This is a genomic window from Microbispora sp. H11081 (genome assembly GCF_012999535.1).
Classification (GTDB): Bacteria; Actinomycetota; Actinomycetes; order Streptosporangiales; family Streptosporangiaceae; genus Microbispora.
The window spans coordinates 199463-221580 of the sequence record NZ_JABBWV010000007.1; the positions used below are offsets into that span (position 1 = coordinate 199463).

Annotated in this window: 20 protein-coding genes; 12 read left to right on the plus strand and 8 right to left on the minus strand. The window is 71.6% G+C overall.

The annotated features are described in order from the left end of the window. The first annotated feature begins 30 nt into the window (after positions 1–30). The 5 genes from HHX31_RS19815 to HHX31_RS19835 are packed head-to-tail and all read left to right on the plus strand — an operon-like array spanning position 31 to position 7373. Positions 31–534 carry a hypothetical protein gene (locus HHX31_RS19815; RefSeq protein WP_169949791.1) on the plus strand — a complete coding sequence of 168 codons (504 nt, stop codon included), beginning with the start codon at positions 31–33 and terminating at the stop codon, positions 532–534. After that, a complete protein-coding gene (locus HHX31_RS19820) occupies positions 534–1955 on the plus strand; it encodes a hypothetical protein (protein WP_211589987.1) in 1422 nt (473 codons plus the stop codon). The genes HHX31_RS19815 and HHX31_RS19820 overlap by 1 nt, the downstream gene beginning before the upstream one ends. Then, complete coding sequence (locus tag HHX31_RS19825; protein WP_211589989.1) at positions 1952–3454, plus strand: VWA domain-containing protein; 1503 nt, start codon at positions 1952–1954, stop codon at positions 3452–3454. The genes HHX31_RS19820 and HHX31_RS19825 overlap by 4 nt, the downstream gene beginning before the upstream one ends. An 11-nt stretch (positions 3455–3465) precedes the next feature. Beyond that, entirely contained in the window at positions 3466–4581 is a 1116-nt protein-coding gene (locus HHX31_RS19830; RefSeq protein ID WP_169949792.1) for an AAA family ATPase, read from the plus strand. Continuing rightward, entirely contained in the window at positions 4578–7373 is a 2796-nt protein-coding gene (locus HHX31_RS19835) for a hypothetical protein (RefSeq protein WP_169949793.1), read from the plus strand. The genes HHX31_RS19830 and HHX31_RS19835 overlap by 4 nt, the downstream gene beginning before the upstream one ends. Before the next feature lie 51 nt (positions 7374–7424). Here HHX31_RS19835 and HHX31_RS19840 read toward each other — a convergent pair whose 3' ends face one another. Next, a complete protein-coding gene (locus HHX31_RS19840; protein WP_169949794.1) occupies positions 7425–7904 on the minus strand; it encodes a hypothetical protein in 480 nt (159 codons plus the stop codon). 484 nt (positions 7905–8388) lie between these two features. Then, complete coding sequence (locus HHX31_RS33740) at positions 8389–9399, minus strand: hypothetical protein (RefSeq protein ID WP_211589991.1); 1011 nt, start codon at positions 9397–9399, stop codon at positions 8389–8391. Positions 9400–10286: 887 nt separating this feature from the next. Between HHX31_RS33740 and HHX31_RS19850 the strand changes: the two genes are divergently transcribed. Both HHX31_RS19850 and HHX31_RS19855 read left to right on the plus strand, forming a co-directional pair. Further along, complete coding sequence (locus tag HHX31_RS19850; RefSeq protein ID WP_169949795.1) at positions 10287–10529, plus strand: hypothetical protein; 243 nt, start codon at positions 10287–10289, stop codon at positions 10527–10529. Positions 10530–10664: 135 nt separating this feature from the next. Then, positions 10665–11033: a hypothetical protein gene (locus HHX31_RS19855; RefSeq protein WP_169949796.1), complete on the plus strand. Its 369-nt coding sequence runs from the start codon at positions 10665–10667 to the stop codon at positions 11031–11033. Between the two features lie 895 nt (positions 11034–11928). Here HHX31_RS19855 and HHX31_RS19860 read toward each other — a convergent pair. Together HHX31_RS19860 and HHX31_RS19865 are read right to left on the minus strand one after the other, a co-directional pair. Continuing rightward, positions 11929–12300: a hypothetical protein gene (locus HHX31_RS19860; RefSeq protein WP_169949797.1), complete on the minus strand. Its 372-nt coding sequence runs from the start codon at positions 12298–12300 to the stop codon at positions 11929–11931. A gap of 270 nt (positions 12301–12570) precedes the next feature. After that, the gene (locus HHX31_RS19865; protein WP_169949798.1) at positions 12571–13572 is read right to left on the minus strand and encodes a sporulation protein; all 1002 of its coding nucleotides are present in this window, start codon (positions 13570–13572) and stop codon (positions 12571–12573) included. A 224-nt stretch (positions 13573–13796) separates the two neighbouring features. Here HHX31_RS19865 and HHX31_RS19870 point away from each other — a divergent pair, with 224 nt between their 5' ends. The 5 genes from HHX31_RS19870 (at position 13797) to HHX31_RS19890 (ending at position 17513) form a co-directional block, all read left to right on the plus strand. After that, entirely contained in the window at positions 13797–14393 is a 597-nt protein-coding gene (locus HHX31_RS19870; protein WP_169949799.1) for a class I SAM-dependent methyltransferase, read from the plus strand. Between the two features lie 81 nt (positions 14394–14474). Further along, on the plus strand, positions 14475–14885 hold the full coding sequence (locus tag HHX31_RS19875; RefSeq protein ID WP_169949800.1) for a molybdopterin-binding protein: 411 nt from the start codon (positions 14475–14477) through the stop codon (positions 14883–14885). A gap of 8 nt (positions 14886–14893) precedes the next feature. Further along, a complete protein-coding gene (gene modA / locus HHX31_RS19880; protein ID WP_169949801.1) occupies positions 14894–15679 on the plus strand; it encodes a molybdate ABC transporter substrate-binding protein in 786 nt (261 codons plus the stop codon). Between the two features lie 35 nt (positions 15680–15714). Next, positions 15715–16485 carry a molybdate ABC transporter permease subunit gene (gene modB / locus HHX31_RS19885; RefSeq protein ID WP_169949953.1) on the plus strand — a complete coding sequence of 257 codons (771 nt, stop codon included), beginning with the start codon at positions 15715–15717 and terminating at the stop codon, positions 16483–16485. Then, positions 16482–17513 carry an ABC transporter ATP-binding protein gene (locus HHX31_RS19890; protein WP_169949802.1) on the plus strand — a complete coding sequence of 344 codons (1032 nt, stop codon included), beginning with the start codon at positions 16482–16484 and terminating at the stop codon, positions 17511–17513. The genes modB and HHX31_RS19890 overlap by 4 nt, the downstream gene beginning before the upstream one ends. Positions 17514–17540: 27 nt before the next feature. Here the strand turns inward: HHX31_RS19890 and HHX31_RS19895 are convergent, their stop codons facing one another. From HHX31_RS19895 to HHX31_RS19910, 4 genes are all read right to left on the minus strand, one after another. Continuing rightward, complete coding sequence (locus HHX31_RS19895; protein WP_169949803.1) at positions 17541–18278, minus strand: hypothetical protein; 738 nt, start codon at positions 18276–18278, stop codon at positions 17541–17543. A gap of 522 nt (positions 18279–18800) precedes the next feature. After that, positions 18801–20147, minus strand: a complete 1347-nt coding sequence (locus HHX31_RS19900) for a hypothetical protein (protein WP_169949804.1) — start codon at positions 20145–20147, stop codon at positions 18801–18803. 346 nt (positions 20148–20493) lie between these two features. Beyond that, on the minus strand, positions 20494–21171 hold the full coding sequence (locus HHX31_RS19905; RefSeq protein ID WP_169949805.1) for an NADPH-dependent F420 reductase: 678 nt from the start codon (positions 21169–21171) through the stop codon (positions 20494–20496). A gap of 182 nt (positions 21172–21353) precedes the next feature. Next, complete coding sequence (locus tag HHX31_RS19910) at positions 21354–22097, minus strand: SDR family NAD(P)-dependent oxidoreductase (protein ID WP_169949806.1); 744 nt, start codon at positions 22095–22097, stop codon at positions 21354–21356. Positions 22098–22118 lie beyond the last annotated feature (21 nt).

Below are 22118 nucleotides of genomic sequence, written 5' to 3' on the forward strand. Positions count from 1 at the left end.
TTGTCGGACGGCTCGGATACGTTCCGGATCATGACAGACCGTTCCCCCGACGGCGCGCTCGTCTGGGCGCGAAACAGCAGGCTGCGGGTAGTGCCGCCGGTCCAGCCGCGCAAGCTGGCGAAGGTCCCCTTCGTCGAGTTGGCGGACGGCCGGCTGCAGGGTGTGGTGTCGAGCGGCTCGGACATCGAACGGGTCTACGTGTCCTCCATCGCCGCCGGCACCCACAACTACAACTGCAGCACCAACAACAACCGCCCCTGCGGCGGCCTGTACGGCTCGCCGTGCAAGCACCTGCGGGCCCTGGTCGCCGAGGCCGTCGTGCAGTACGGCACCGGCCGCGTGGCCCGCTATCTGCGGGCCGAGGTCCCCGAGGGTGCGGAGCTGGCCGACTGCCTGCACGGCGTCCACGAGCCCGCCCCCGCCGCGGTCGTGTTCAGCCGGTTCCTGCGTCACCTGGCCTACCTGGAGGTGCCAGACACCACCCTGCCCATCCCGGAGCTGCACTGGTTCCCCGCCACCGGGGCGGTGCGCTGATGCTCGCCGTACAGGCCGCCGCCCTGCTCGGCGACGCGGGCGGCCCGGGCGGCTCCGGCGAGGGGACCGGGGAGGCGCTCGCCCTGCTGGACGGATTCGACGACGCCCTGGTGCACGGCCTCGCCCGGCTCGCCGACGAACGCGCGGACGCGGTGGCCGCGCTGGCCGCGGCGTTCGCCGCGACTCCCCTCGGCGGCCGGCTGGCGGAGGCCGCCGGCGCGGTCGTGTCCGGATCGATCGCCCAGGAGCATCTCACGGCCCTGGCGGGCGGCCGGATCGCGTTGTCAGGCGCGGTGCACGACGCCCTGCTCGGCGGCCTGGACGCCGCCCTGGGGCGGGAGCGCGCGGAGTGGCCGTCGACGTCCGGCGGTTCCGCCGCCGAGCCGGCCGTAGCCGCGCTCGACGGGGTCCGGTCGTGGCTGCGCGAGCTGGCCATCACCGGCTGGCGCGGCGTAGACCACGACCTCGTCTCCACGGCGGACCAGGTCATCGGGGCGCTGCTCGGCACTCCGGCGCTGCGCAGGCTCGCGGTGCTGCTGGACGGTTTCGCCGCCGAACTGCGCGCGTCCTGCCCGATCGGCTCGGCGGAGCACCTGCCTGTACGGCGCTGGGCCGACCTGTGGGCCCGGGCCGTGCTGCTGTCGCAGGACGGCGTCCTGACCGATGAGCCCGCCCCCGCCGCCACGGTGTCGGGACGGCTGCTGCTGCTCGGCGTCGACGTCCACGAGCACGGCACCGCCGTCCAGTTCCAGGTGCACGCCGTCCTGGAGCCCGCCGACGGCGGCCGGTCCCGGCTGGTGCGCACCTCCGTCACGGTGGCCAAGGTCGACACGATCGCCGGGCCCTCGCTGTGGAAGCTGCCGTGGCGCCACAAGGTGCTGCTGGCGGCGCTGGCGGGAAGCCGCAGCGTCGAGATCACGGACCTGCCCCTGCTCGACAGCGGCGACCTCGTCTGGGACGACGACCGCGCGGCCCTGGGCGAGTCGGCGGACCCGCTGGCCACGGCCCGGCTGTGCCTGCCAGGGGTGCTCGCCCCTGCGGTGCCGCCCCTCGAACGGGCGCCGGTGCGGATCGCGGAACCCGTGCTCGTGGAGGGCTACAAGGTCACCAAGGACGGCTCCTTCGACCTCGGCGGAACGGTCGTCGCCGTGGACACGGAACGGCTGCCCGACTGCGGCCCGCTCACGCCCAGGCTGGTGGCGGCCTCGTCGGCGTGCGTGGGGCTGGTCCGGTGGGACGGCGGCCACTGGACGCTGCAACCGCTGGCCGTGCGGACGAAGGTCAAGCGGGAGGCCATGGTCGTCGCCACCGGCGACTGGGCGCTCGGCCCCACCGACCCCAAGGCGGCCAAGGCCGAGGCCAGGGCCGCGGACGCGGTGGCCGTGCTGCGGGAGCGAGCGGGGCGGTTGCTGAGACGATGAGCGACGACATCTCCACAAACGCCCACGGGTCCGTGTCACCGGTCGTCTCCACGGCGGGGGACGGCCGGGCGAACGCCGACAGGAACCGGCGTCAGCTGCTCTACTGGCGGCTGCTGGCCCGCTTGTTCGACCACGAGGAGCAGCCCGCTCTGGAGACCGCGAGCGTCGCGGTCGTCGGCGACCTTGGCCTGCCCGCAGGGCTGCTCGACCCGGCCGTGTCTGTCGACTCGCTGGTGCAGCGCTTCCCCGAACTCGCCGCCGAGTTCGAGAGCCTGCGCGCGCCGATGGAGCACGCGGAGGGCGGTGAGGTCCGCAGGGCGGCGCTGGTCTCGAAGCTGCTGCTCAACGTCTTCGCCACCGGTGCGGGCGACGTCAGCGCCACCCAGCTCGCCACCTGGCAGCAGGACGCCGCCTGGCTCAAGCGCGCCCTGTGCGCGGGGCCGGTGCCAGGACCGGGAGCGGGCGCGGGCCTGGGAACGGATGCCGGAGAGCCGGGCGGCGCGTCCGGCGCGGCGGCCGGGACCGGGCCGGATGCCGGACCTGCGGCCGGGTCCGGGCAGGGTCCCGGCGGCGGGACCGGCCGTGAGATCGACGCGGGACTGAGCGGCGACCTGGCCAAGGTGCTGGCCGACATCGAGGCCGGGCTGGTCAGCCGCATGCGCCTGCGCGAGGTGCTGGCGGACCCGGCCCTGGCGAGGCGGCTCACGCCCAGCATGTCGCTGGTCGAGCAGTTGCTGCGCGACAAGGCCAACCTCTCGGGGGTGGCGCTCGCCAACGCCAAGGCGCTGATCCGCAGGTTCGTCGACGAGGTCGCGGAGGTGCTGCGCACCCAGGTCGAGAAGGCCGGCGCGGGCACGATCGACAGGTCGGTGCCGCCCAAGCGGGTGTTCCGCAACCTGGATCTCGACCGGACGATCTGGAAGAACCTCACCAACTACAGCCCCGAGGACCAGCGGCTCTACGTCGACCGGCTCTACTACCGGCACACCGCCCGCCGGACCACCCCGGCCCGGCTGATCGTCGTGGTCGACCAGTCGGGGTCGATGGTCGACTCCATGGTCAACTGCACGATCCTCGCGTCGATCTTCGCAGGGCTGCCCAAGGTGGACGTCCACCTGATCGCGTACGACACGAGGGCGCTCGATCTCACGCCGTGGGTGCACGACCCGTTCGAGGTGCTGCTGCGCACCAACCTGGGCGGTGGCAACGACGGCCCCGTCGCGATGGCCATGGCCCAGCCGAAGATCGCCGACCCGCGCAACACGGTGATGGTGTGGATCTCGGACTTCTACGAGTTCGACCGGTCGCAGCCGCTCTTCGACGCCATCCAGGCGGTGCACCGCTCCGGGGTCAAGTTCATCCCGGTCGGCTCGGTGAACAGCTCGGGTCACCAGAGCGTGAACCCGTGGTTCCGGCAGAAGCTCAAGGACCTCGGCACGCCCGTCATCTCCGGCCACATTCGCAAGCTCGTGTTCGAACTGAAGAACTTCCTCGCCTAGGAGACCCCCACATGACCAACGAGATGCTCCGCGCGCCCGCCGAGGTGAAGTTCGCCGAGGAGCTCGACTGGCTGGAGTCGATCGACGACGGCCCCAAGCCGTTCTCCTGGCGGCTCAGCCCCCGGATGGTCCGGCTGTTCGTGCTGGGCAGCGAGCGGTCCGACGGACTGGACCGCGAGATCTCGCAGAAGTGGTTCGGCGACCGGAGCTTCGTCGAGCGCAGCATCGTGACGCTCGCCTCCGACCGCGGCCTGCTGCTGATCGGCGACCCGGGCACCGGCAAGAGCTGGCTGGCCGAACTGCTGTCCGCCGCCATCTGCCGAAACTCCACCCTGGTCGTGCAGGGAACGGCGGGCACCACCGAGGACCACATCAAGTATTCGTGGAACGTCTCGATGGTGATCGCCAAGGGCCAGTCCCGCGAGTCGATGATCCCCTCACCGATCATGACGGCGATGGAGCAGGGCATGATCGGCCGGTTCGAGGAGCTGACCCGCGCCACCAGCGACGTGCAGGACGCGCTGATCTCGATCCTCTCGGAGAAGTACGTCTCCATTCCCGAGCTGGACACCGACAACACGGTGTTCGCCAGGCCCGGGTTCTCGATCATCGCCACCGCCAACAGCCGCGACCGGGGCGTCAACGACCTGTCCTCCGCGCTGAAGCGGCGGTTCAACTTCGTCCGCATCCCGGTGGTGACGAGCAAGGCCAGCGAGGCGGAGATCGTCCGCTTCCGCACCACGGAACTGCTGCGCCGCCACCGCATCGAACTGGACGTGCCGCCCGCGCTGCTGGACATCCTGCTGCAGAGCTTCGCCGACCTGCGCGCCGCGGCGGCCTCCGCGACGAGCGAGGACGAGAAGCTGGAGTCGGCCCTGTCCACCGCCGAGCAGATCGGCGTGCTGGAGGACGCCATCCTGCACAGCAACTTCTTCGGCGACCGCACGCTGCGCGCCGAGACGCTGGCCGGCGCGCTGGTCGGCTCCCTGGCCAGGCGTGCCCCCGAGGACCTCGCCATCCTCAACAAGTACTGGCACGGGGTGGTCGAACCACGCAGCAGGAACGACGGAGGCGAGTGGACACGCTTCCTCGACGGCGGCCGTCAGGCGATCTCGACGCTGTCATGAGCCCCTTCGACGCCCTGCGCGGGCAGCTTCTCAACGCCGCCGAGGCGTTCTCCGGAGGAGGGGACGCCCTCGCCGGCATCCTGACCGGCATGGTCGGCGACGTCGACCGCATGCTCCGCGAGGAACTGGAGATCTTCCCGGTCTGCCACCACTCGCCCGCCTCCGCACTGGCCATGACCCGGCGGCTGCGCGACAAGCGGCCCAAGGTCGTCTACCTGGAGCTGTGCGAGGACCTGCGCCCGCTCCTCGACGAACTGCGCAACTGCAAACTGCCGGTGGCGCTGCAGGCGTTCGCCACCGCGCTGGACGGGTTCCCGGCCGGAGCCGGGCCGCTCAGCGTGATCGCGCCGGTCACGGAGGCGTCGGCCGAGTACCAGGCGATCGCGTACGCGCTCGACACCCCCGGCGTCGAGATCGTGCTGGTCGACCGCTCGGTGGACCACGTCTTCCAGTGGCTGCCCCAGGAGACGGACGACCCGTCTCCGCAGGAGCAGGCCGGCCAGGGCGACGAGGCGGCCCCGCACAGTGACGACGCGGCGCTGCATGGCGACGCGGTCGGCGTCGAGATCGGCGACCTGCGGCCGCGCTTCGCAGAACTGGAGAAGCACCTGCTGCACCACGGCAAGGTGCGGCACTGGTCGGAGTGGTGGGACCAGTACGTGGAACAGCCGCTGACCGGGGCCGACCACGACACCTACCGCCAGGCGATGGCGCTGATCGGCAGCCTGTTCCGGCGGCTCCGCCCCGACGGGGACGCCCACCTGACGGTGGACGAGGAACGCGAGCGCCACATGTGGACGCGCATCCGCGAGCACCTCGCGGAGTCGGGCGCGGACCCCGCCGACTGCCTGTACGTCTGCGGAGCCTTCCACGCCGTCAGCACCGTCGCGGAGTTCGGCCTGCGGTCCGAGGCGCCGCCGTACGCCATCGCTCCGCGCACGGGCACCCGGTGGCTCTACGGGCTGATCCCCTCCAGCCACTCGGCGATCGAGGCGCAGTTCGGCCTGGCCCAGGGCTCGGTGTCCATCGCCGCCGCCACCTGGGCCAAGGCCGTCAGGCGCGGAGGCGTCACGCCGTACCGGCTGGAGGGGCAGCGGACCGGCCGCGGCAGGCAGGCCCTGAAGGCCAAGCCGCCCGTCGCGGCCGAGCCTGCGGCCGACCGGCTGTCGGGATTCCTCGCCACCCCGCCCGCGCTCGACGGCCTGGACGAGGACGAACTACGCGGATGGTGCGTCGACATCGTGCGACTGGCCCGCCGCAACGGCTACCTGGCCAGCACGGCCGACGCCATCTCGGTGTTCGAGACGTCGATCCTGCTCGCCGGGGTGCGCGGCAGGGCCAGGCCCACGCCGTACGACTTCGCCGACGCCGCCGTCACCTGCATCGAGAAGGACGTCGTGCCTGGCCGCCGGGACGTCCGGCGCCTCTGCGAGATCCTGCTCGGCGGCGACAAGATCGGGATGGTCGGTTACGAGGCGCTGCCCCCGCTGGCTCGCGACGTGTACGACCGGCTGGAGCCCCTCGGGCTGGACCTGACGAGGCGCACCCAGCAGCGGGTGCTGCTCGATCTCAGGGCCGACCCGGAGCTTGAGCCGTGCTCCGACCTGCTGTGGACGCTGCGCTACCTGCTGCCCGACGGCGCGCTCCGGCCGATCATGGGGGAGCGCCGCCTCGGCGAGCGGCCGATCCAGGAGAGCTGGGACGTGGCGCTCGGCCGGCACCAGCGGGAGATCGTCGAGCTGGGCTACGAGGGCGTCACGGTCGAGCAGGTGCTTGAGCAGCGGCTGCGCCGCATGGCGTGGGACCCCCAGGCCACGGCCGGGGCGGCGCTAGCGGCCGTCGAGGACGCCATCCTCCATGTGGGCGGCCGCCGCCTGCCGGGCGAGCTCGGCGCCCGCGCCGTCGAGTTGCTGGCCGCCGAACGCACCGTCGACGACGCTCCCGAGGTGCTGCGCCGGATCAGGCGGCTGCTGACCTACTACCGCGCGAGCGAGCCGGCGCTGCCCGCCTGGTGCGAGGCCTTCGTCACGGCCGGCTACGCGCACTACTGCACGCTGCTGCCCAGCGCCTTCGCCGGGGAGGACACCGGCGTGCGCCAGGTCGGGGCCATGCTCGGCTTCCTGTTCACGCTGGAGAGCCTCGCGCTCTCGCTCGGCTGCGACCGGGCCCAGCTCGAACTGGCCGTACGGCAGTCGCATCCCGGTGAGCCGGCCAAGGTCGCACTGCTGTGGGCGGCGCAGACGCAACTCGGCCTGGTGACCAGGGACGAGCTGCGCGTCCGGTGTGACGAGCTGCTGGCCAACCCGCTCGTCGTGCCGGCGTACCCGCTCTACGTGAGCGGCTTCGTCCAGGCGCTCGAACCCGTGCCGGGTCTCGCGCCGTTCGTGGTGGAGGCGCTGTCGAAGGCGTTCGCGCGGCTGCCCGACCCCGTCCTGCTGCCGTGGCTGCCGATGTTGATCCGCACGTTGCGGCAGCACGCGCCGGAGCTGGTCCCCGTGCTCGTCCGGGAGGCCGGACGGACCTTCCCCGGCACTCTGGCCGAGCTGGACGCCTGGACCCCGCCGTGGGAACGGCCTGCCGCGCCGCCTCGTGAGGCTCGCGCGGTGCCCGCGCCGAGCGGGCCGGTGTCCGCGCTGCTGGCCCGCCATCCGGGGGCGTGCGACGCCGTCGCGGCACTGCTCGGCTGTACGGAGGAGTGGGGGAGCACCGGGCAGAGGACCGGCGAGGTGGCGGCCCTGCTCGCCCGGCACCCGGCGACGACCGGCGCGGTCGCCGCGCTGCTCGACGCCTGACGGAAGGCCACGCGAGAGGCGCGTGAGGCGACGGCTGCGGCGGCGCGTCCGTCATCCGATGGGTCTGGGGCGCCGGCGGAACCGGCAGGCCTGGGGGGCACGCCGGTCCTCCAGCGCCTCGAGCACCGCGTCGATCTTGTGCAGGCACTCGTAAGGCTTCGCGTGCGGCCTGCTCCCTGGCCGTGCGCCCCCGGTCAGGTCGACCGGGGCGTCGATCGTCAGGCCGCACTGCCAGTACCACTTCCGCAGGCCGTGCAGCACGCACACATAGAGGGTGTCGGCCTCGGTGGAGCAGTGCGCGGCGTACGCCGTGACCTGGTCCCAGGTGGCGACGAGCGGTGTGGTGGTGGTGGGGCCTCCCGCGCGGACGTGCGTCAGCACGTACAGGCGCGTGTGCCGGTCGAACTCGGCCTCGGCGACGTCGCTGAGCAGGCGCGGCTGCCGCCGGACCAGGCCGGCACGGGGTGGAGGCCAGGCCGAGAAGGTGAGCAGGCTCAGCAGCGCCACCTCGACGCACCAGTCGAGAGTCATCGGGGGCTTCCCTTCGTCGCAGGCCGTACGGGGATTCGTCCCCGGGCGGGAGGCTCGGCCGCCGGTCGTCAGGCCGCCGCGTGGCGGAGGTGGCGGAACGGGCCGCGGGTACGGTCCACAGGTGAGTCAGATACGGGGGAGAACACGCAGGTGAGAGACGGAGCCGGGGAGAAGGGCACGGGGGGAGACGGACCGAGGTGAGACGGAACAAAGGAGAGCGGCTGCGACGATGCCGGTCGCAGCCGCTCTCTTGCGGCGTGTTTCCACCCCGCCCCTGCCCCAGGTGGCGGGGTGTGGATGGAAACGACCATCCGGTGTCCCGGACGGCGGCTACGCCGCGGATTGGACGAGGGACGTCCACTAGCTACCCCCACGCCCCTCGTCGTTCTCGGGGATGGCGCGCATCCGCCGAGAGCTTCGTGGTGCTGCCGTCGCCGGCGCGGTGGGAGTCCGTTCACCGCGCCGGCGACGTCAGGGCGAGCGGTTAGCGGCGGTGCCAGCCGCCGGGGCCGCTGGGGCCACCCCAGCTGGCGCCCGCGGCGACGCTGTGGCCGGCAGCACCGGTGCCGCCGGGGCCCGCGGGGCCGCCCTGGCCCGGACCGCGTCCGCCGCCGGGGCCGCCCTGACCCGGAGTGCCCGGACCGCCGGGGCCGCCCTGACCCGGAGTGCCCGGACCGCCGGGGCCGCCCTGACCCGGACCGCCGTGGTTGCCGCCGCCGGGACCGCCCTGACCCGGACCGCCGTGGTTGCCGCCGGGGAAGCCCTGGCCCGGGCCCCCGTGGCCGCCCCAGGAACCACCCCTCGGACCGCCGGGCCCGCGACTGGGAAGGCCGCCGCCCCAACGGCCGCCCCAGTGGCTGCCGCCCCAGTTGTGGCCCGGGTTACCGAAGCCGCGTCCGGGGAGGCCGTACCAGCGGCCCGGCAGCCCCACGGACTGGTCGCACCAGCTGCCGGGGAGGGGGTAGCGGCGCCCGTTGAGGATGTAGACCGGCGTGGTGAGGCCGGCCCCGCAGGACGGCGAGACGTAGACCCCGCCGTTGACGACGTACTGGCAGCTGGGGAGCACGTAGGTGCGGGTGCCCACGACGTACTCGTGGACGCCGGTGCCGAGCTGGTAGCCGGGCAGACCGTACCAGCGGCCGGGCAGGCCGCTGACGACCTGGTCGCACCACTCGCCCGGCAGGGCGAGGGTGCGGCCGGCCTGGATGTAGACCGGCCGGGTCAGGCCGGCGCCGCAGGACGGCGAGACGTAGATCCCGCCGTTCACGACGTACTGGCAGCTGGGGAGGACGTAGGTCTTGCCCTTCAGGACGAAGTGGTGGACGCGGATGTCCGCGCGCGGATCCGGTCCTCGCCTGATGTTGTCGCCCGGGCGGGAGATGGTGCTCGTCGCCTGCGACGCCGTGCTCGCCGCGTTCGCGGCTTGGGTGGCCAGCACCGCTGGGGTGATCAAGGAAGCGGTGGCGAGTGCCCCCGTGAGGAGGGCTTTCTTCATCGTCAAGATGACGATTCCTTTCCTGAGATGTGCTGCTTTCGGATCGAACACGCACCCCGGCAGCCGGCGATGTGGTGCCGGCGAGCGGGACGCGCAGGACCGCAGTCGAGGTGATTCGAGCCGGGTTCCCCGTGAGAGCCTCCGAAGAGGATCAGGGGGTGACCCCCGACCGGGGACATGGAAAGGGGTCACGAACTCTCTTCTGTGTCAGCGAATTTTGACGACACGGAGGGTTTGAACAGGTCGAGGGTTCGCACCCCCGCTGCCGCCGCGATGGCGTCCGCCGTGGTACGGCGGCACGTGCCTCGTTTGAGCAGACCGTCGATGCACTGTCTGGTAAGTGCCGCCCGGCGAGCGAAATCGGCCACGCTACGACTGTGACCGACCATCAAGGCGCGCAAGAGCGCCACACTCCGAAGGTGCATCTGCGGCTTTCCCGCCATAGCGAACCTCTCCGATGGAAACTGCATCATCAGATTCTGCTGACGTCTCGACTGCAGGTCGCACTCTAATCCGCACGAGCGTACGGCCGCACGTGAAACGAAGGTTCCCGCGAATAAATCTTGAACGCGAGTGCTTTATATGACGCATCTTGTTGACAGAGGCAATCCCCTCCTCCGTCGAGGTTTGCTCCATGTCGTCAGGATCTAGCGGGCATGATGGGGGGCATCGCGGCAAGAAACATCTGAGGAGCTGACAACCGAATGCCGTCGCAGCGCGTGACACCCGAGCAACCCCCTGCCCCCCTGAGCGACTGCATCCGCGACTATGTGGCGGACCGAGGGGTGAGCATCCGTACGCTCGCCCTGAGGTCGGTGAGCGGAAGCACAGGTCAATCCCTCACCGCCCAATGGATAACCGACGTGCTGAGTGGACGGGTTTCGCGGATGCCTGACCTCTGGCGTCTGGAGGCTCTCGCGGCCGGCCTGGAGATGGACCCGGACAGCGTCAAGGCGCTGGCCATCAGCCAGTGGATCGGCTGGGACATCGCCGACGTCCGCACAGGGGGAGAGCGACTGATCTTCCGCGTGCCCAAGGGGTACACGAGCGAACAGTGCACCCAGCTGGCCGATCAACTCATGCACGCGATCAATAGCGAGCCGGCCGATCCAGAAAGGGAGGAAAGGTGATGTTCCGGATGTGCGGTCGCCTTCGGTGGGGATGATGCGTCAAACTTTCCTGGCAATGAGCAGCGAAACGATCGGGGACGTGATTGCCGGAAAGGATATGGTGGATGATTCGTGTCATCGCCCTCGCAACCATCAGTGGAATTCCGTCGCACCAAGTTGCTGCACAGCTGTCCCGCGGTAATCGTCCATGCCCTAGAGGAAAACCGGATCATCGCCTATGTCGATGAGCGACAGTTCGCCCCCGAGCTGACGATCCCCATGGACGAGATCGGCACGGCGACGCTGCAGCGGCTCCAACCGGTCGAGGACACGCGCCCGGTGCCGGCGCTCCGCGTCCGGGTCAGGAGAAGCGGAGATCTCGGCCACGAGCTCGCGGTGGCCGAGTTCGCGACAGAGGAGATCACGGTCGGCGTCGAGAAGACGCTCATCACGGAGGAGCTCGCCGCCTACCTGAGTGAGGCCGGTACCGCGGTCACCCGCGCCTTCGTCCGGCGTACGCAATGAGCCCCGGAACGCCGATGCCGCGCCTGGCGGGGTGCCTCGGGGTGCGACAGGGTCGCCGGTCCCGGCCGGCGAGACCGGCGGTGTCAGCGCTTCGGCGCGCTGCCGCAGGCCGGCCACCGGTGCGGGGGGAGCAGGCGGCAGACGCCGGCCGGGCGGGGGTGGGGGCCCGCGGAGGGGGGCCGGGTGCGCCTGGACGAGTGTGCGGGGCCGTGGCGCCGCCGGGCTTTCGCCGGCCGGGTTCTCTCTTCACGCCTCGAACGGGTGTCGTCCTCGGCCGTGGGCTGGGCGGGGCTCGACGGAGCGGTCATCGGCTGGAACGTTCCAGCCTGAGCCGTCGTGGCCACGACGGCGCCGGGCGGAGGCGTGCCCGGCGTGGGGCCGGCGGCGTCGGTGCTCGCCCAGACGCTCACGGCGGCCAGGACCGCCAACCCGGTCACGAGCACGGAACGGATGAGCTTGGGGCGGGGTAGGGAGCGATGCCGGCCCGGCGGCGAGGAAGGGGTGGGCTTCGAATCGCTGCCGGGCCGGCTGGGAGGGCCGCCGTCGGCGCCCCGGTGCCGTCCGGGAGGAGGGAGCGGGTACGGCGGCGGCTTGGGCCCGGCCGCGCGGGCGGGACCGTAGGGGGCCCGCCTCCTGGGGTGGTGCGGGCGTGGTCTGTCCTGGCCGTTCATCACGTGCTCCGGATCCGGGGAAGTCGTGTCATGCACGAAGAGAGACGTAATGACTACGAACGGTATCCGAAGATCTGGAGATCCCGGCCGGGTTTGGCCCCAGGTTGTCAGCAGAATCTGCTGACAACCTGGGGTTTTAAAATCCCTCGTCGAGTGCGTGCTCGATCGAGGGTTGACCGGCGACTCTCAGGGACGCTGCATCACGGCGCCCCTGTGGCGGTGGATCAGCCGCAGGGGGTGGCGACCGTGGCGACGGTGCCGACGGTGCCGACGGTGCCGAGGTAAGGGTCGACGACCCCGCAGTCGCTGACGGGCGCGCTGTTCACCAGAACCACCGGGGCGCTGTAGTAGGCCAGCGGACGGCTGAAGTAGCCGAGCGGCCGGCCCCAGTAGCCGCCGCCCCAACGGTGACCCGCAGGGTAACCCCAGCCGCGTCCCCACCCGCGGCCCCAGTCGGAGGCGTGGGCCGGAGCGCCGGCCTGTGTGGTCGTCGCCACCTGCTGCGGAGCGGCCGTCTCGGCCGAGGCGGCGATCGGCGCCATGACGACGAGTCCGGCGGCGCAGGCAGCGCCGGCCAGGAGCAGTCGCGTAATCATGCGTAACCTCCAGTTGCGTGGATGTCACTTGTTGTGACCGCTGACACGGTACAACGCCGACGATCACGCTTATGGACGGCGACACCTCAAGCGACGGCAATGTCGCGGGCGGCCTTCCGCCTTCCCGGCGGAGAGGTTCCCCCGGACAGCGCACCGGACAGCGCACCGGGCGGCGGTGCCCGGGCGGGGCGCCTCGGGTGTCCGGCGGACCTCGCACCCGAGACGTCCCGGCAGGGGCCGGAGAGGCGGTGGGCGGAACCCACCGGTCGTCTAGCCCTCGTCTTCGTCGTCCTCGAAGACCTCTTCGATGATTTCGCCCGCTACCAGGCCGCCGACCACTCCGGCGGCGCCGGCTGCGGCCACCGCGCCCCAGCCAGGACCGCTGCGCTGCTCGTGGTGGCCTCCGTAGTGGTCGCCGTAGTGGTCGCCGTAGTGGCCCCCATGGTGGGCCTCGTGCCCGTAACCGCCGTAGCCGCCGGGGCCGCCCTGGCCGCCGTACGGGTCGCCGTACTGGACCAGCCCGGTCAGCCAGCGCTCGATCTCCCCGGCCCAGTCCATGCGTACGGCGTCCTCGTGGCTGACGCGGAAACGGCCGATGGCGTCCACGGAGTAGTGTCCGGCGCGCTTGTCGGCCTCCAGGATCACCTCCAGACCCACGGGGTCGGCGACGAAGGTGAGCTCCACCTCCCCGACCACACCGGTCTGCCGCGGCGGCGGGTAGAACTCGATCTCCTGGTAGAACGGCAGTTCCTGGCGTACGCCGTGCAGGTGGCCCGCCTCCAGGTCGGCCGACTTGAAGACGAAGCCGAGCTGGAGGAACGCCTCAAGGACGCGCAGCTGGGAGGGGAGCGGCTCGACGGCGACGGGGTCGAGGTCGCCCTTGTCGACGGCCTTGGCGATGGCCACCTCGGTGCGTACGCCGAGTGCCATGCCGGTCAGGTGCTGCCCGGCGATCTCGCTGATCGGCGCCTCCCACGGCATCGGGATCTGGAAGGGGATGGTCCGGTTCTCGCCCTCGCGCAGGGTGAACGGCTCCGACACGCGGGCGCGGGCGAACTCCCCGATCCCCGAGCTCTGGCCGTCGCCGTGCTCGAGCTCCACTCCGGCGACGAGGCCGATGGTGATCTCTTCGATCTCGGCGTCGAAGTCGCCGCCGCTCAGTCTCACCTCGCCGGTGAGCACGCCGCCCGGCCGGACCCGCGAAGCGGCCAGTACGGTGTCCACCGACGGGGCGCCCACTCCGAAGGCGCCGAGCATCCGCTTGAAGACCACGTGTCTCTCCCTGTGAGGCTTGATGGGTGTGTCCGCCGCCCCCTGAACGATCAAGACCGGGGGCGGGGTTCCGCGGCCGTCAGGCCACCACCTGGAAACCGGCCAGATGGGGACGACCTGCCCCACCTGTCCGTACGAGCTCAGCGGTGCGGGCCGCCCAGGTGCGGGGGAGGACTTCGTGGTCGAATCGTTCCTCCACCTCTTCCGCAGAGGAGACGAAGACCATGAACCAGCGATCCCTCAGGGAAACCAGGGAGTTCTTCGCCGCGAGGGCGGCCACCTGGGAGGAGAAGTATCCCGACGACGGCCCGGCCTTCACCGCCGCGATCGCCGAGATGGACCTGCCGGCCGGAGGGCTGGCCCTCGACGCCGGCTGTGGAACGGCCCGCGCCCTTCCCCTGCTGCGGGACGCGGTCGGTACGGCAGGACGCGTGGTGGGCGTCGACGTCACCCCGGAGATGATCCGGTCGGCCCGCGACCGGGGACGCGGCGAGTACGGCAGGCTGCTGGTCGCCGACGCCGGGCGGCTTCCGCTCCGCGACGGGGTGGCCGACGGCGTGCTGGCGTCCGGGCTGATCTCCCATGTCCTCCGGCCGGTCGCTCTGCTGTCGGAGCTGGCCCGGGTGACCCGGCCCGGCGGAAAGCTGGCGCTGTTCCATCCCGTGGGCCGGGCGGTGCTCGCGGCGCGGCGGGGCCGCGCCCTGACCTCCGACGACATACGGGCCCGGCACAACATCCGTCCGCTGCTGGACAGCGCCGGATGGACCCTGGTCGCCATCGACGACACGGATGAGCGCTATCTGGCGCTGGCTCGCAGATGAGAGGATCAAGCGCTAGATGATGATGCACTCGCGATGGAATCCAGCTCGCCAGATTCGCGGCTGCGGCTTAGGGTGGTGCCCGTGACGATGTTCCGGATCAGCGAGGCCGCCGCGGTGCTCGGGGTCAGCGCCGACACCGTACGGCGTCTCGTCGACGGAGGCAGGCTCGCCGCGCACCGCGACGACAACGGCCACCGCCTGATCGCCGGGGCCGACCTGGCCGCGTTCGCCCGGGAGCGGACCGAGGCGGACGAGCGCACCGGGGCGTCATCGGCGCGCAACCGTCTGCGCGGGATCGTGACCGAGGTGATCAGGGACGCGGTGATGGCCCAGGTGGAGATCGCCGCGGGGCCGTTCCGCGTGGTCTCGCTGATGAGCCGTCAGGCGGCCGACGAGCTCGGTCTCGAGCCGGGGGTGATGGCGGTGGCCGTGGTCAAGTCCACCAACGTCGTCGTCGAGATCCCCGACCACGCGCGCGTCGCGAGTCAGTAGAAGGAGCTGTGGTGCTCACCCGTCTGTTCCCCGCCGTCGCCGCCGTTCTCGTCGCGGTGTCGTGCCTGACGGCGTGCGGCTCCTCCCCGGGCACGGCCGCTCCCGCGTCCGGATCCGGGGGTCCCGCGTCGTTGACGGTGTTCGCCGCGGCGTCCCTCACAGAGACGTTCACCGAGCTGGGCAGACGGTTCGAGAGCGCCCATTCGGGGACGGAGGTCACCTTCAGCTTCGGCTCCAGCGCGACGCTGGCGCAGCAGATCACGCAGGGCGCCCCCGCCGACGTCTTCGCCGCCGCGAGCCCGGCCACGATGAAGACGGTCACCGACGCCGGGCTGGCCTCCGCGCCCGCCGTGTTCGCCAGGAACACCCTCCAGATCGCCGTGCCCGAGGACAACCCCGCCAAGATCGAGTCGCTCGGCGACCTGGCCGGCCCGCAGGTCAAGGTCGCCCTGTGCGCCGAGCAGGTGCCGTGCGGCGCCGCGGCGGTCAAGGCCCTGGACGCGGCCGGCGTCGAGGTCACGCCGGTCACCCTTGAGCAGGACGCCAAGGCGACGCTCACCAAGGTCAGGCTCGGCGAGGTCGACGCGGCGCTCGTCTACCGCACCGATGTGATCGCCTCCGGGGGGAAGGTCAGGGGCATCGACTTCCCAGAAGCGAACCAGGCGGTCAACGACTATCCGATCGCGGCGCTCACCGAGGCCCCCGCAGCCGATCTGGCCAGGCAGTTCGTCGATCTCGTGCTGTCGCGGGAGGGCAGGGACGTGCTGACCACGGCCGGTTTCCAGGTGCCGTGACCGGGCCCGTACGAGCGCGGACGCCGCGGGCGCGCATGCCGTGGCCGCTGCTGGTGCCCGCGCTCGCCGGACTGGCCTTCCTCGTCCTGCCGCTCGCCGGGCTGCTGGCCCGCGCACCCTGGCAGTCCCTGCCGCAACGGCTGGCCGAACCGCGGGTGCTGGAGGCCCTGCGGCTCTCCCTGGTGACCGCGACCATCGCGACCGCCGTCTGCCTGCTGCTCGGCGTGCCGCTGGCCTGGCTGCTCGCCCGTACGACCCTGCCGGGACGGCGTGTGCTGCGCGCGCTGGTGACCGTGCCGCTCGTCCTGCCGCCGGTCGTCGGCGGCGTCGCGCTGCTGCTCGTGCTCGGCCGCCGCGGGCTCGCCGGGCAGTGGCTGTACGACGCCTTCGGCGTCTCCCTGCCCTTCACCACGGCGGGAGTCGTCCTCGCGGAGGCGTTCGTCGCCATGCCGTTCCTCGTCATCGCGGTGGAGGGGGCGCTGCGCGCGGCCGACCAGCGCTACGAGGAGGCCGCCGCGACCCTGGGCGCCTCCCGATGGACGGTCTTCCACCGCGTGACCCTGCCCATGGTCGCCCCCGGCGTGCTCGCGGGAGCCGTCCTGTGCTGGGCCCGCGCGCTCGGCGAGTTCGGCGCGACCATCACCTTCGCCGGCAACTTCCCCGGCCGGACGCAGACCATGCCGCTCGCCGTCTACCTGGCGCTGGAGACCGACCCGGACGCCGCCATCGTGCTCAGCCTGGTGCTGCTCGCGGTGTCGGTGATCGTGCTGGCCGGGCTGCGCGACCGCTGGACGGGCACGGCATGAGCCTAGACTCCCACCTGGTCGTCGAACGTCCCGGCTTCCGCCTGGACGTCGAACTGCGGGCCGCGGCGGGCGAGGTGGTGGCGCTGCTCGGCCCCAACGGCGCGGGCAAGACGACCGCGCTGCGCGGCCTCGCCGGGCTCACCCCCCTGAGCGGCGGACGCGTAGAACTGGACGGCGCGGAGGTGCACCGGCTGCCGGCGGAACGCCGCAGGATCGGCGTCGTCTTCCAGGACTACCTGCTGTTCCCGCACCTGTCGGCCCTCGACAACGTCGCATTCGGGCCGCGGTGCCAGGGTCTGCGCAGGGCCGCCGCCCGCCGCGTGGCCGCCGAACTGCTCGACCGCGTCGGCCTCGCCGACCATGCCCACGCCCGGCCCGCACACTTGTCCGGGGGTCAGGCGCAGCGCGTCGCCCTCGCCCGCGCCCTGGCCGTACGGCCCCGCCTGCTGCTGCTGGACGAGCCGCTGGCCGCCCTGGACGCCCACACCCGTCTGGAGATCCGCGCCGAACTCCGCCGCCACCTGGCCGCCTTCGACGGCGCGACCGTCCTGGTCACCCACGATCCGCTCGACGCGATGGTCCTGGCCCACCGGCTCGTGGTCATCGAGAACGGCGCCGTCGTCCAGACCGGCACCCCGAGCGAGATCGCCCGCCACCCCCGTACGGACTACGTGGCCCGCCTCGTCGGCCTGAACCTCTACCGGGGCGAGGCAGAAGGAAACCACGTCACCGTGGGCGAGGCGCGTTTCAGCAGCGCGGAACGCCTGACCGGACCCGTTTTCGTCGCCTTCCCGCCGTCCGCCGTCGCCCTCTACCGGACAAGGCCCGACGGCAGCCCCCGCAACCTGTGGAGGGCCACCATCGATGGCATAGAACGACACGGCGACAACGTCCGCGTGCACCTCCACGGGCCGATCCCGCTGGCCGCCGACGTCACCCCGTCGGCCGCCGCCGACCTGGATCTCACCCCCGGCCAGGAGATCTGGGCCGCCGTCAAGGCCACGGAGACCCACGCGTACCCGGCCTGAGAAGCCGTCGCACGCATGATCCGCCGTCTACCAGTGCGGGTCGAAGGGCACGATCGCTATCTGCCCCAGCAGCCAATCGCGGGTCAGCGTCAGCAGCCACACCACCCCCACGCTGAGGGCGACGCTCGCGATCAGCGTCACCACGAGCAGCACCAGCAGGAACCGCCATGCCGGTCGGCGCTGGATCTCCATGCCATCAGCAAAGCAAAAAGGTGACAGGCGTACCAGAGCGGTTGTGTTCACTGATGGCCGGCCACGACTTCCGCTTCCGACGGCGACGTCAGAGCGCGTAGTACGTCGGGAGCCGTTCGATCCGGCCGCCCAGGAGACCGCCCATCCGTGCCGGGTGCCAGAGGTGACGCGGGGCGAACTCGACGATGTCACGCGCGAGCCGTCCCTGGCCCTGGCAGGCCTTCCCCCGGCGACCGCGGCGGCCGCCTCCTTGCCGGGAACGCGGACCATCTCGCCGAGCGCGCCGATGAACGCCTCGACGGTGGGTGACAGGCTCCTGGCGGACGGCCCCGAGGGAGCGAGCAGCAGGTCCTTCCAGAACTCGGGGCGGTGCGACGGGTGGTTGATGCGTGCCCAGTACGCCTTCCGGTCACGGACGTGTGCGGCCAGCAACTCCTGCGGGTCATCCCCCTCCGGTGCGGCAATGCCGTCGATGACCCGGCGTAACTCCTGTGTGCTCTCCGAGGTCATCGCCTTGCGCATCAACCGCAGGTAGGCGCCGCCCAGCCCGAGCCTGAACAGTGTGCGCTCCACACGCCACGAAGCTGCCGCTCCACCCATTCCAGGATGGTCCGGTCGTCCTCGGCGACCCACCTGTCCGAGCCGGCGGCGGTCCCGGTGTCCGGATCGGGTCGACCACCGTCCCGTCGGGCAGGCGCCGATGGGGGAAGGGGTAGGCCGGGCTACCGCCTCTGCGAGCGGGCGCCACGTTCAGCGGCAGATAGCCGGTGCTGACGATCAGGACGTGGTGGAACATGTTCGCCCCGGCGAGCTTGCCGTACCCCCCGATGTCGAGCGGGGAGAACGGCCCTTCGTGCGGCGGAAGGTCGTAGATGACGGCCGTGTCGGAGAAGGCCGCCCGCACACCCGCGGTGATGTCGGTCTCCTCGCTGACGCGAACGAGGTAGCCGCACCGCTCGGCCACCCGCGCCATTTTCCGCGCGCGTTCTTCTCCGCCCGACGCGGGCGACGGAAAGATGGTGAGTGTCGGTTTCATGAATCGCTGGTGCCCCGCCTGAGCGCGCGGCCCGAATCGGGCTGGTCGGGCGACAGGTGTCAGGAGGCCGCCTCGCGCGGTGGAAGCGGCGAACGCGTGCCCGGCTCGGCGCGGTGAGCGGGCCGGCGTGACCACCAGAGCAGGGCGGCCGAGACCAGGCAGGCGGCGGTGAACCACAACGGGGAGACGGTCGGCCGCGAAAAGACCATGGTCATCCCGTACAGGTCGCCCGGCCGGGTGAGAAACCAGCCGCCGGGGAGGCCGAGGGCGCGCCGGTCGGCCAGGGACACGGCGGCGAGCCCGCCGAGCGCGGTGAGCAGCAGACCGCTCATGGCCACCCAGAACACGGCCCGCCGGTGCAGGGCGACGAGCACCAGTACGGCCAGGCCGCCGATGCCGACGAACAGCTCGAAAGCGTGCCAGAGCGTCGTGAACGCGACCCCCAGCGCGCCATCCAGGACACGGGACAGCCGCTCGACCGACACGTGCGGGCTGATCCACGCCGGATGGCGGTTGGCCAGCGGGGGGAGGAGCAGGACCAGGCACGCGGTGAGGCGGGCCGCGATTGTGAACGAGGCCCCTCGGCCGGCTGGCAGGACGTACGGCGCAGGCTGGCTGGGTGTGCCGCCGAGTTCGTGGGCGGATCGGGCCAGCCAGATCACGAACAGGGCGTCGGCGGCCGTGATGGCCTCGTCGTAGACGTCGTGGAGGTCGCCGGCGCCGCTCAGCGGTAGGCCCACGACGAGGAGCACGGCAGGCACCGCCAGGGAGGCGATGCCGTACCACACGGTCGTCCGCCCCCAGCGGCCGTCGCGCCACTGCGCCACGAGCACCAGCACGGACCACACCAGACTTCCGGCCTCGGCGAACCCGCCGAGCGCCGCCACCCGCTCCGCCCTGTGCCAGTCGAGCACGTCGAACACCTCGGTCGCCGCCAGGCTCGTCAGGGCCAGCAGGCCGGCGCCCAGGGCGAGATCGGCGTGGCGTATGGTGCGGCGCAGCACCGGGTGGAACAGCACCACGACCGCCGAGATCAGGAGCGCGTCGAGCACCACCGCCCACCACGGCCAGATCGGCATGAGCGCGTAGAACGCCCAGAATGCCACCGTCGCGTACAGCGCCCTTCGTAGCGCGCGGGTCTCGAGGTCGACTGAGAGAGGCTTCCAGTACGGCAGGCCCCGCAGGGTCTGCCACAGCGCCCAGGCCCACAGTGCGCCGGCGAGGACGAGGATGAGCACGTTCGCCCACGTGGCCGCTATGTCGTCGTCCGCTGTGGAGAACAGCGACAGCCGCCACAGGAAGCCGACGTCGCCACCGGTCAGCGCGAGCACGGCGGCGACCACCAGCGCCGTCACATATCCACCGGTCACGAGAACGGCGGGAAGGATCGGCCAATAACGGCTCACGCGTTATATCCAGGTGATCGAGCAGGGAAGACGAGGCGCTCACTCTAGCGATCCCGACTGACAGATTCGATCAAGATTCAGTCGGGCAGGGCCCGCCGCTGCCGCCGGTGGACTCCCCCGGGTGCCGGCCGGTTGTCCCGAGCTATGCGCATCTTCCACCGGTGCACATACTCCCTGATGCCGTTCCGTACGCGGCATGTCCAGCCATTCCTGTGCCGCGCGCTCGAACTCGCGCATGGCGAGGGCCTCGTTGTCCGGTCCATAGTCGAGAGGCCAGCCTTCCCTACAAGAGGTCTCCCGCCTCGTCGGCCGCAGCCGGCGTTTCAGCCGGTTGGGCCGAGGTTGGTCATCTGGGGTTCCCAGTACGGCGGGGTCGGGCCACGATCGGACGCGCCTGGGCGAGATGGGCGGCCAGTTCCTCACGTGTCTGGTGTAGGTGCGCGTTCCATGCGGGCTGGCCGGGGCCGCTGCGCCACGACTCGCTCAGCGGGCTGTTGTCGACGGTGTCGAAGCCGAACTCGTCGTACAGGCGCGTGACCAGTTCCACGGCCTCGGGGAAGTCGCTCGACACGGACAGCGCGTGGCGGCCGGGAGTGCCCGCCGGGCTGCCCGAGGCGAAGAGCCGTGGGGCCTGGATGTGCGTGAAGGCCTTCGCCACCTTCGAGGTGGGAAGCTGCTCCTGACGCAGTTCGTGCACGGTCTTCTCACCCGAGTCGACGACGGGGAAGTGGCCGTCGCGCCAGGGCATGTAGTTGTTCGTGTCGAGCACGATCTTGCCCGCAAGCTGTGTCACGGGCATGTTGTTGACCAGTTTGAGCGGGACCGCCACGATGGCGAAGTCAGCCGCCGCGGCGGCGCCGGCGGCGGTCGCGGCGCGCGCTGAGGGGCCGAGTTCGGCGATGAGCCGGGTCAGTGTCTGCGGGCCGCGGGAATTGGCGATGACGACGTCGTAGCCGTGCTCGATCGCCGCACGCGCGAGCGTACTGCCGACCTCACCTGCGCCGATGATGCCGATTACGGTCATGGATCCTTACCTCGACTTCCGGTGGGACGATCGCGCCGCCGCCCGGCCTGGTTTCGGCCGGGCGGCCGTGCGCGGGGACAAAACCGACCAGCAGGCGCCGACGGGCACGCCGGCGACGGGGCCGGCATCAGCCGGGTTGCGGCCCGGCCGCGTGTTCCCGCGAGGCCAGCGCTGCCGTCGCGTCAGAACTGGCTGGCGCCGCCGTCGACGTGGACTTCCGTGCCGGTCATGAAGCTGCTGCGCTCGGAGGCGAGGAAGGTCACGACGTCGGCGGTCTCCTCGGGCCGGGCAAGGCGCTTCATGGGGACGCTCGCGATCACACCCGCGCGCCGCTCATCGCTGTGACCCGTCACCCCGAGCAGGCCGGGGGTCTCGGTGGGCCCGGGGGCGATGGTGTTGACGCGGATGCCCCGGCCGGTCAGCTCCGCGGCATAGGTGCGGCCGAGGGAGCGGATGGCGGCCTTGGTGGCGGCGTAGACGCTCATCGCCGGCGACGCCTTGATGGCGACGTTGGAACCGCAGAGGACGACCGACGAGCCGTCCTTCAGCAGCGGCAGCGCCTTCTGGAGGGTGAACACGATGCCGCCGACGTTGGTGTTGAACGTGGTCGTGTAGTGCTCCCAGGTGATCTGATCCAGCGGGGCGGTTTCGGCGATGCCCGCGTTGGCGAACAGGATGTCGAGGCCCCGGCCGGTCTCCGCGACGGCCGCCATGACCCGGTCGAGGTCCGCGAGGTCGGTGACGTCGGCCTGGATTCCGGTCGCCTTGTCGGCGCCGATCTCGGCCACGACCTCGTCCAGCTTCTCCTTGCGCCGCCCGGTCAGGAAGACGTACGCACCCTCGGCCGCGAGCGTCCGAGCCGACGCCAGGCCGATGCCGGAGGTGGCGCCGGTGACGAGGGCGGTCTTGCCGTCGAGCTGTCCCATGAGGTGACTCCTTTTTTGAAC

Coding starts and splice junctions, on each gene's coding strand:
- HHX31_RS19815 (WP_169949791.1), top strand. CDS start 31: ATGACAGACCGTTCCCCCGACGGCGCGCTCGTCTGGGCGCGAAACAGC.
- HHX31_RS19820 (WP_211589987.1), top strand. CDS start 534: ATGCTCGCCGTACAGGCCGCCGCCCTGCTCGGCGACGCGGGCGGCCCG.
- HHX31_RS19825 (WP_211589989.1), top strand. CDS start 1,952: ATGAGCGACGACATCTCCACAAACGCCCACGGGTCCGTGTCACCGGTC.
- HHX31_RS19830 (WP_169949792.1), top strand. CDS start 3,466: ATGACCAACGAGATGCTCCGCGCGCCCGCCGAGGTGAAGTTCGCCGAG.
- HHX31_RS19835 (WP_169949793.1), top strand. CDS start 4,578: ATGAGCCCCTTCGACGCCCTGCGCGGGCAGCTTCTCAACGCCGCCGAG.
- HHX31_RS19840 (WP_169949794.1), bottom strand. CDS start 7,904: ATGACTCTCGACTGGTGCGTCGAGGTGGCGCTGCTGAGCCTGCTCACC.
- HHX31_RS33740 (WP_211589991.1), bottom strand. CDS start 9,399: ATGAAGAAAGCCCTCCTCACGGGGGCACTCGCCACCGCTTCCTTGATC.
- HHX31_RS19850 (WP_169949795.1), top strand. CDS start 10,287: ATGCCTGACCTCTGGCGTCTGGAGGCTCTCGCGGCCGGCCTGGAGATG.
- HHX31_RS19860 (WP_169949797.1), bottom strand. CDS start 12,300: ATGATTACGCGACTGCTCCTGGCCGGCGCTGCCTGCGCCGCCGGACTC.
- HHX31_RS19870 (WP_169949799.1), top strand. CDS start 13,797: ATGAACCAGCGATCCCTCAGGGAAACCAGGGAGTTCTTCGCCGCGAGG.
- modB (WP_169949953.1), top strand. CDS start 15,715: ATGCCGTGGCCGCTGCTGGTGCCCGCGCTCGCCGGACTGGCCTTCCTC.
- HHX31_RS19890 (WP_169949802.1), top strand. CDS start 16,482: ATGAGCCTAGACTCCCACCTGGTCGTCGAACGTCCCGGCTTCCGCCTG.
- HHX31_RS19905 (WP_169949805.1), bottom strand. CDS start 21,171: ATGACCGTAATCGGCATCATCGGCGCAGGTGAGGTCGGCAGTACGCTC.
- HHX31_RS19910 (WP_169949806.1), bottom strand. CDS start 22,097: ATGGGACAGCTCGACGGCAAGACCGCCCTCGTCACCGGCGCCACCTCC.